The 7,841-nt window shown below is 58.3% G+C and carries 11 protein-coding genes and 1 pseudogene; 4 read left to right on the forward strand and 8 right to left on the reverse strand.

Going from position 1 to position 7,841, the window contains the following annotated elements:
• On the reverse strand, positions 1-326 hold a 326-nt coding region (locus AC0L2Z_RS34365; protein WP_473630513.1), incomplete at its 3' end, for an ATP-dependent DNA ligase.
• A 240-nt stretch (positions 327-566) separates the two neighbouring features.
• A complete protein-coding gene (locus AC0L2Z_RS34370; protein ID WP_473630514.1) occupies positions 567-845 on the reverse strand; it encodes a hypothetical protein in 279 nt (92 codons plus the stop codon).
• A gap of 14 nt (positions 846-859) precedes the next feature.
• Here AC0L2Z_RS34370 and AC0L2Z_RS34375 point away from each other — a divergent pair.
• Positions 860-1,337, forward strand: a pseudogene (locus AC0L2Z_RS34375) (transposase); the annotation flags it as partial.
• A gap of 832 nt (positions 1,338-2,169) precedes the next feature.
• Here the strand turns inward: AC0L2Z_RS34375 and AC0L2Z_RS34380 are convergent.
• The gene (locus tag AC0L2Z_RS34380) at positions 2,170-2,802 is read right to left on the reverse strand and encodes a hypothetical protein (protein ID WP_473630515.1); all 633 of its coding nucleotides are present in this window, start codon (positions 2,800-2,802) and stop codon (positions 2,170-2,172) included.
• Between the two features lie 86 nt (positions 2,803-2,888).
• Positions 2,889-3,284 (reverse strand): DUF1419 domain-containing protein, encoded by a 396-nt coding sequence (locus tag AC0L2Z_RS34385; protein WP_473630516.1) that lies wholly within the window; start codon positions 3,282-3,284, stop codon positions 2,889-2,891.
• A gap of 189 nt (positions 3,285-3,473) precedes the next feature.
• On the opposite strand from AC0L2Z_RS34385, the gene AC0L2Z_RS34390 reads away from it, so the two are divergent.
• Positions 3,474-3,683, forward strand: a complete 210-nt coding sequence (locus tag AC0L2Z_RS34390; RefSeq protein ID WP_473630517.1) for a hypothetical protein — start codon at positions 3,474-3,476, stop codon at positions 3,681-3,683.
• Between the two features lies 1 nt (position 3,684).
• Here AC0L2Z_RS34390 and AC0L2Z_RS34395 read toward each other — a convergent pair whose 3' ends face one another.
• On the reverse strand, positions 3,685-3,873 hold the full coding sequence (locus tag AC0L2Z_RS34395; protein WP_473630518.1) for a hypothetical protein: 189 nt from the start codon (positions 3,871-3,873) through the stop codon (positions 3,685-3,687).
• Positions 3,874-4,307: 434 nt separating this feature from the next.
• Here AC0L2Z_RS34395 and AC0L2Z_RS34400 point away from each other — a divergent pair, with 434 nt between their 5' ends.
• Positions 4,308-5,459, forward strand: a complete 1,152-nt coding sequence (locus AC0L2Z_RS34400; RefSeq protein WP_473630519.1) for a hypothetical protein — start codon at positions 4,308-4,310, stop codon at positions 5,457-5,459.
• A gap of 64 nt (positions 5,460-5,523) precedes the next feature.
• Here AC0L2Z_RS34400 and AC0L2Z_RS34405 read toward each other — a convergent pair whose 3' ends face one another.
• The 3 genes from AC0L2Z_RS34405 to AC0L2Z_RS34415 form a co-directional block, all read right to left on the reverse strand.
• Entirely contained in the window at positions 5,524-5,970 is a 447-nt protein-coding gene (locus AC0L2Z_RS34405; RefSeq protein ID WP_473630520.1) for a hypothetical protein, read from the reverse strand.
• A gap of 221 nt (positions 5,971-6,191) precedes the next feature.
• Positions 6,192-6,344 carry a hypothetical protein gene (locus tag AC0L2Z_RS34410; protein ID WP_473630521.1) on the reverse strand — a complete coding sequence of 51 codons (153 nt, stop codon included), beginning with the start codon at positions 6,342-6,344 and terminating at the stop codon, positions 6,192-6,194.
• Between the two features lie 265 nt (positions 6,345-6,609).
• Complete coding sequence (locus AC0L2Z_RS34415; RefSeq protein ID WP_473630522.1) at positions 6,610-6,750, reverse strand: hypothetical protein; 141 nt, start codon at positions 6,748-6,750, stop codon at positions 6,610-6,612.
• A 708-nt stretch (positions 6,751-7,458) separates the two neighbouring features.
• Between AC0L2Z_RS34415 and AC0L2Z_RS34420 the strand changes: the two genes are divergently transcribed.
• Positions 7,459-7,841: hypothetical protein (locus AC0L2Z_RS34420; RefSeq protein WP_473630523.1), on the forward strand; the 383-nt coding region annotated here is incomplete at its 3' end.

A 7,841-nucleotide genomic window follows, 5' to 3' on the forward strand; every position in this document is an offset into this window, starting at 1 on the left:
ATCGCTTTGGGGTCGCCGGGTATAGCCTCGCTGAACTGGATCCGGCTGTTCGGCTTGATGATGCCGTAGAGAATTTCACGGCGCGCCTTGCAGCCGATGTCGCGCAGGTCGTGGCCATTCAGATGCAGAATGTCGAAGGCGCCGAGATACGTGGCATAGGGATCTGTGTGGGGGGCTTTCTGAAGCGCAGCGAAGTCAGGCAGACCGGCCTCATTGGTGACGACTGCCTCGCCGTCGATAATCGCGTTCTCGACGGCAAGCTCCCTCGCGGCTTCCACGAGCCCTGCATACTTCTTCGTCCAGTCCGCACCGGTTTTCGTGTACACGCGGATAGACAATTCGGGTGAGCGGGTTCAACGGGGTCAAAAGGAGGGGCCGGAATATCCGGGCCAAATTTTCTTACGACCCATCGGGATAACAGGCTCATGCGTGGCACCCCCGTGCCCCCTCGGTTCCACCACACAGACCCGAGCGAGACGACCGCCAGACGCCGAGAGGCTGCCCGGTGGGGTAGTCGTGTAGTGCGCTCGATGTGTCGTCGTAAGAAGAGGCATTGGCCTGATCCTTTATCGAGACTGAACAGGTCGGCTGGCGATCGTCACGTCAGTGACGTTGACACCAAATTCTATGCTCACACCGTCGTCGTGGCCAATGGCGCCATAGATGTAACCCTCGATGACTATCGATAGATGGAACTCTGGCTTATACGGCCCAATCAGGTTGTCCGAGAAATGCGCCTTGAGCTGGTGTCGCCCTTCTTTGAGGAATAGTTTTCCGCAGGAAAGCTCCGGCGGTTTCAGATACACTTTGGCATCATACCACTGATCCAAAGCGTTTTCTGCCACCCCCGGAGCCGACAATGCGCCAAGAACGCACCGTCCAAGCCAGTGTATTCGATCTTTTCGCCGGACACGAGATCGGCCGTGAGCTGAAGGGCATGTCCGATTGGCTGGACGAGCAGCGTCACCTGACCAGGCCGCCGACCTGCGCCGGCACGGGGTCAAGGAGACCGGCCGCGAGGGCCTGCCGACGGAGGCGGTGCTGCGCTGCGCGCTGCTCAAGCAGCATCACCAGCTCAGCTACCAGCAACTGGCTTTCCACCTGGAGGACTCCGCCTCGTTCCGGGCGTTTGCCCTGAAGCCCGAAGAAGCCGGTCCCTGCACAAGACGATCAGCGCGATCCGGGCCTCGACCTGGGAAGACATCAACGAGGTGCTGCTTTCGAGCGCCCGCCACGAGAAGCTGGCAAGCGGCAGGGCGATACGTGTGGACAGCACCGTCACCGCAGCCCTCATCCACGAGCCGAGCGACAGCAGCCTGTTGTGGGACGCCGGCCGGCGATCGGCGGAAGCACTGGACGCGTTCCTGGCGGCCTCAAGTCCGGTGCAATGCTCATTCGTGACGTGGGACCGCTATCGCCGCTTTGTTGGTGACTGCCGGCGCGACCAACGGCGCCAGCGTGGTGGCTTGGATGGGTCGAGCACGGCCAGGCGCTCGATTGGCCGCGCTACAGCCATAGTGCCTATGCGGCGCAGCAGGCGAATGCTGAAGCGGCCAAGTTGGATTGTGGGTGGGGAAATTCCAAGAGCCGTGGGGCTGGCGCGCGTCGGACGCTGACGGCGCGGCGCGGTCGAGCCAGCCGCTCGGTCTGCTCAACCGAAGGCTGGTCGCGCAAAGCGGCTCTGTCATGCGAACCGCGGCGAACGTGTAGACAGATCAGCTCGTGCGACGAGGGGCCGGAAGCTAGATCGGGACGGTGTCGGCGTCGCATACGAAACCCTCTGCTGAGCTGATGACGGCCGAGTCCTCTCTCATCCCATTGAGCAGATGGCTCGCACTCATCCACGAAGTCCGAGACACACTTACTGATGCTGAGAGAGGCCCAGGCGACGGGGATTAGGCTCCGGCCAAGAAAAGCCCGCCGACCGAAGCCGACGGGCTGTCTTCCCTCATTTCCTGGATAATCCACAAAGGATACCCAGGAGCCTCACGCCATGCAGTAGCGCACGCTGTTTCGCGCCTCCCTGCGCGTACTGGCCTCGCTTCCGAAAGCCCCGGGCGTAAAGCGGCAGCGCCCTCCCCCAAGAAGCCGGCGACGTGCACGACCGCGCGCTAATAGGCAGCTGCCCGCGAAACTGCCGTCAGTACGCCTACCAGCCATACTCACCGTTCAGGTAGAAAATATCGCGCTCCGCTCCGCTGATATATTTCTTGGGCTTTTTGGAAGAACCTCGAGCATCGTGCTCAGCTTTTTGTCGTCTTTCCTCTTAACGTCGATCGCCCTGCTGAAAATACTTACTCCGCCTTCCCTGAAGGTCACAAAATCGCAAACCTCGGCAGCATTTATCGCTTCTTGAAGAGCAGAAAAATCACTCTGATCATGCAGGCGCTGGAATGTTTCCATGCTCCCTCCTCCCATTGGCCCGTCGGCGTCACACGCAACGCTTTCTGCAATGTTCCGAAGATCGAGGGGCGCCAACCCGCTGGCCTTCCCGACCCAGGTCTCAGTGGCTTCTCCGCACATGATCTTACCAACATCCGTGCACTGACCCACGACAACAATGCAGGTCCCCGAATACTTATACTGGAAATAGCTCATGATCTTGAGTGCTGATGCAGCCGAGCCGGCTTCGGCATTTATCAGCATGAACAGATATTCCCCCTTACTCCGGCGAGGTTCTGTCTCATGGAATACACATTCAAAGGCTTCTTCATCGATATCAGAATTGATGTAGAGGAAATCGGCATTCCAATCGTCTGCGAGGTCGTTGGCCACCTCACCAATCCGTTCAAGAATATCCATTTTTGGATGTTTCCTTCGGTTAAGTGCGTCTCTGGCACGCCCTTCGCGCCAGCTTCGCAACGTGAAATAGGAAAAGCTCCCACGCCTCACGATGGCCAAATTCGACTTGCCCTATAGTATCGTTCAGAAGGCCGGTCCGTGAGTTCGGACCTTGAGCGCTGACACTCAGACGCACGCTGAGTGCTGCAGTGCTGCTGCTGCGAATGATCCGCCGGGTCGGTCAGGTCGCTGAACCCGCACCAGTAATCGTTGCCGACCTTGAAGTAGGTGGCTGCGATGTCCCTGGTCAGGCGTTCACACATGCGGAACCCACCCCCGCAGTAGATCGGGGGGAGCAGGTTCAGGAACTCGTCGTAGATGGTCTGGTCGATCTGCCAGAACTTGCCGAGCATCCATTCGGGGTTCTTGCCCTCTCGCTGGTAGCGATTGAGGTTCACGAAATGGAGCGTGCGGTCGTCACGGGCGGAGGGAAGTTGGAACATAGCGCATGCGCTCCTTGCTCGCCGGCGCGGTGGGCGCCGTCGTGTTGCTGTTGCAGTTGGTGTTGGTGTTGCGGGATTAGGTTTGGGCGATGGCGCGGGCGCGCTCACCCAATAAATTCTGCAACGGGGTGCGGTTTTTTGGTGTATGTTAATGCTGCACGAAAAATCTCTGGGCGAAGGGGGTTTGTCATGCCGATTACTGGAACAGCCGAGGCTGCCGGAGTTTTCAATCCCTCCGAGCTGGCGCTACTGGGCCGCGTGTTCAATCGCTTGAAAATTGACGGCCAATCGGAGCAACAGCGCGAATCGCTCGCGTCCCGAATTATTGCCAATTACATGGCCGGTGTGAGGGACGAGGAAGAACTTCTGTCGGCTTCCAGACAGCCGCTTGGCCGGTGAGCTAGTGATGACTGTGAGTCACACGATCGAGCGCGCGACGGGCTTCGGCCAAATTCTCGGCCAGAATCTCTAGCAGGGCTTCGCTTTCCGGGAAGACATGTCCGCACCGGCGCTCTTGCTCTACAACTCTGTCTTGAAAGGACACTGCCTTCTCATAGTGAGTGACGAGGTTGGAATATAGCTGCTGCATCGTACTTCTCCCTGATTAGGCGAAAGCACGTTGCTCGCTCTCAAGCGCTCAATTGCCGGAAGGTATGGGCGACCGGGGAACCCTACTCTCTTCAAGGGCAAAGCGCCACCATACACTCGCCAACCGTGCCTAAAGGTGCCAACCGGCGGTTGGTAGACGCGATGCAGCTGGCGAGCGTAGGTTCCTACGATCCGGGCACAAGCCCCCCGCCCACACCCCGTGCCTGGTGAACGACTGAAAGCCCGCTGTGCCGAAAGGTGCGGCGGGTTTTTTGTCATCCGTCCGGGAACCCTGGCCCAGCCGGTACGTTCGAATCGTGCAGCACTCGTCCTTTGTGCTGAGAAATCGGATTTTTCCCTCTGATCCGATCGGCCCGCGTCTTCCCATCCCCTCGGGGCGCGGGCTGCGGCGCCGATTTTGTGCTACACAGGCTCATGTTCCTGAAACAGGCCTTCGTACATCTGCTTATTTTAATGACAGCAATCCCCGCGCTGGCCTTGCCCGTCGAATTGACCAACCAAGCGGATATTGACCGAGCTTACACCCTGATCTTGCAGACCCGTCTGGGCCAGTCCATTTGCAGCCAAATACTTGGAGCGGATGCGGAAGCCCTGTCTTTCCATCTTGGTATTTCAGCACAGGCGGCGGCCGCCATCGCTCCCACTTGCAGCAGCGCTGCCGACAATCCATGGATCTACCCCACCGCCGGCAAAATTAAGAAACAGACTTTGCAAAGCGAAAGAGCGCGTCAATACCGGTTTGTGCGTATCGATCAATCATTTCCGATCGACAGTTGGACGGATCCGTTTTCGAACACCACAACGATTCTGACGACCACCAACACCATTTCTTTAACCCGGCTCGTGCAGATCTTGGCCCACGAGACGGCAGTCTATTTTGACAGCAAGGCCGCGCCAATGCATGGGGGCGCGAAATCCATTCCGGAGCTGGCCGGCTTAAATCCGACCGGCAATTCCCAAATGAACCCCCTCGTGGCGGTGACTAACCCTCTTGTGGCGCACACGCTCACCTACCTGCGCGCCCTGCAGGTCGAATTTGAAATCGTCGACGAGTTGGTTCGTACCTCGAAGATCGCCGCACCGGCGGGTTTTGACGACAGCTTTCTTCGCCACCTGATCTCCGAACGGTGCGAGCATATCTGCGTGGAAACGTTTATCGCGGATCGGCGTCAAGTGTTCATGCCGATCAGCCTTCCGCTCCTCGCCTATTCCCCGCATTATCGCGGCGTGATCGCGATGGAGTTACCCCAGCTGCAGGTCCTGTGGAGCTCGCAACAATGGGCCAAGGCTCTCCGGGTGCTCAACTATCATCCGCAAGATTTTCTGCGCAACTCGCAAGGCGACGTCGTTGCCGATCTGGCCCGCGTCTATTATGCCCAGGAAAAAGATCGGCAGGCATTTGACGTCGTGGCGTCGTTTTTTGTATGGGATTTGTGGCCGTTTGAGCGACCGGCACTTTCTTCGAGCACGGTCGATGGCGGAAAGCGCACGTTACTAGAGTATCTGAAGCAACCTCTTCTCAGCGGATACAACATCTTGCTTTCCAACGGCCCGAGGCCGCGATAGGTCCATGAGCGCATGATCCTGGCCGTCGACGGCGCGAGGCACTCGTCGAGTGCTGTTGCAGGGGTTAGGTGGTGGGCCTGGATGTGGCGCGCTTGATGATATCGTCCCGGATATTGTCCGGGAAGATGCCCAGGTCATCCTCCGTGATCTCGTTGGCGATCAGGAGCTCCACGTTCTCCTCAATCTCTTCCAGTTCTCGGTCAGAGAACGGGCTGGTGTTGCGAGGATCGCGCCACGCTGTTGAGGGCTGGTCGTCATATTTGAACTTCCGCTCGCGGATCACCCTATAGTGGTGCGGCTCGATGCACCGGTGATCGTCGCAGAGACCTTCGTCACGTCGGATCTGATAATCGGGGTGCTCCGTGAGATTGAGCAGGATACGGGCGGGGTTGCCGACACGGTCGAGATAGGGCTTGCCGTCCTTGATTTGACCTTGCCAAACGAGGTGGTCACCCTCGCGTTGCGAGAGCCGGCCGATGCGCTCGGCCAGGGGCTTGCGTGGTCGAGCCATTGGGTGCTCCGATGAGTTTCGACAGCTAAAAAAAGTCCGATTTCGTTTCCTTAAGAATAATATTGTACTCTGGGTACAAACTTTCGTAGTCAGGGTTGAAATCGGTTTTGTTTTATATGTTGGAACCTTTACCCCCCTATGGGGACTTAGGAGAAGAAAAAGAGAGTTCTTAATATAGGGCCGAAAAAGCCTTTAAAATGAGAGTCTTATGGGGAAAAGTTCTAGTGTTTTGTCTCGATTGCTTCGAGCACCCTGCCGGTCGGTTGCCGCTCTCTGGTCTGTTCGAGGAAGCGAATGGCCTCCAGCCGGTCTCTCTCGATCGCTTCCTGCCGCTGTTCGGCCTTTGCCGACAGCCAATATGGGTGTTGCAGCACTATCTGGTTCCTCCAAGAAAACTGGTTGCAAAATGCAAGCGTGAGGCCAAACCGGTCCCCCGCCAGCGCCTACGCCACGCCTAAACGCAACGCTTACTCAACTGTGAGTTGCAGCAGCAGCACCTGCGCCAGCCACCAGTGGTGAATTAGGCGCAGGCGCTCGAAGTGGTCGTCGTACCTCCGACGTGTTGATCCCGTCGCTCACACAGCGCGCCCATCCCGGGCTTCCGGCACGTCCCGCTCCCCCACACGACCGTGGAGCGGCCTAAGAAAGTTCTCCCTCAAACAAAACCTTGAGATCGGCGAGCTCAAAACCCTGCGAGCGGGCGAGTTTCTCTGCTTCGATCTCGCAATGCGCAGCACTGCCCTTCACCCGCGCCAGCACCTGGCCCTGTTCGCGATCCATGATCACGAACACCGTCTCGACCCCGCGCTGGTCCTGCGGCCGGTACAGCCGGCGGGTGTTGCGGGGGATTTTGGCCTGGTGCTGGCGCGACGGCCGAGCGCTCGGCTCGGTTTTCGGTCTGCATTACAGGCTTGAATCCGCATTCCACTAGATCCGCCTCGGTGCTCTCACCACTAACCAGCTGCTGGACCTCAAACTCGATCTGGTCCAGCTCGAGATTGTTGAAGCTAGCCGATTTGCCGAACCGTAGGTCGCGCCAAGGCGGTTTCGGCCTGTCATCGAACTTGAATGGGGTCTCGACAATCACTCGGTAGTGGTGGGGCTCAATGCACCGTTCCAGCCCACAAGTGTTGCGGACCTGGATGCCGGGATCAGCAACGTCCAGAAGGACCCGCACTGGATTGCCGACGCCCTTGAGGTAAGGGCCTCCCCTTCTAATGCGGCCATCCCATCGCAGATGAATGCCGTCGCGTTGGGACCGACGGTCGACAGGGCACGAATTGGGATTTGGGGGGCCACTAGTCGCTCCGAGGTTGGTGACACTCGTGAGTGGGGCGATAGGGGTAAGAGGAAGGTGGTTTGTGAAAATAGATGGAGATTTTTCACTATAGTATTTCCTCTCCTTGTCAGCCTTGAAACAAAAGCAGTATTTAATCCCCTATCCTCCCCAAGTTGGGAAAGAGAAATATAAACTTGGACGATTGGTGAATGGCTTCCAAACCGTTCTTCTTGACGCTGATCTGTCGTGCTGTCAGCGTTATGGTCGAAATTGGTCTCGCAGGATTTGCACGCGAACACGCCGAGAAAAATCTTGGCGGAGAAGCGAACCCGACGCTCGCTGCGCCAGTGGCCGATCCGGATTCCCACGAAGAGCAGCAGAAGCGTCTCTGCGCGCCTGAAGGTGATCTGGCGCCGCCGCCTGCAGTGGCCGAGGTACCCCCCGAGCCCAGGCGGCCCTTCCGCCTGCGCCTAAACCAGGCCCCACAGTCCGCCCCTCGATCGTGTTTGGACTGCAGACATCGCGAACAGGTGTGCGAGGACATCGCGAACAGTTTGCCATGCTATAGAGCCAGGGCATTGAGGTCGATGGT

Source organism: Mesorhizobium sp. WSM4850 (genome assembly GCF_055811735.1).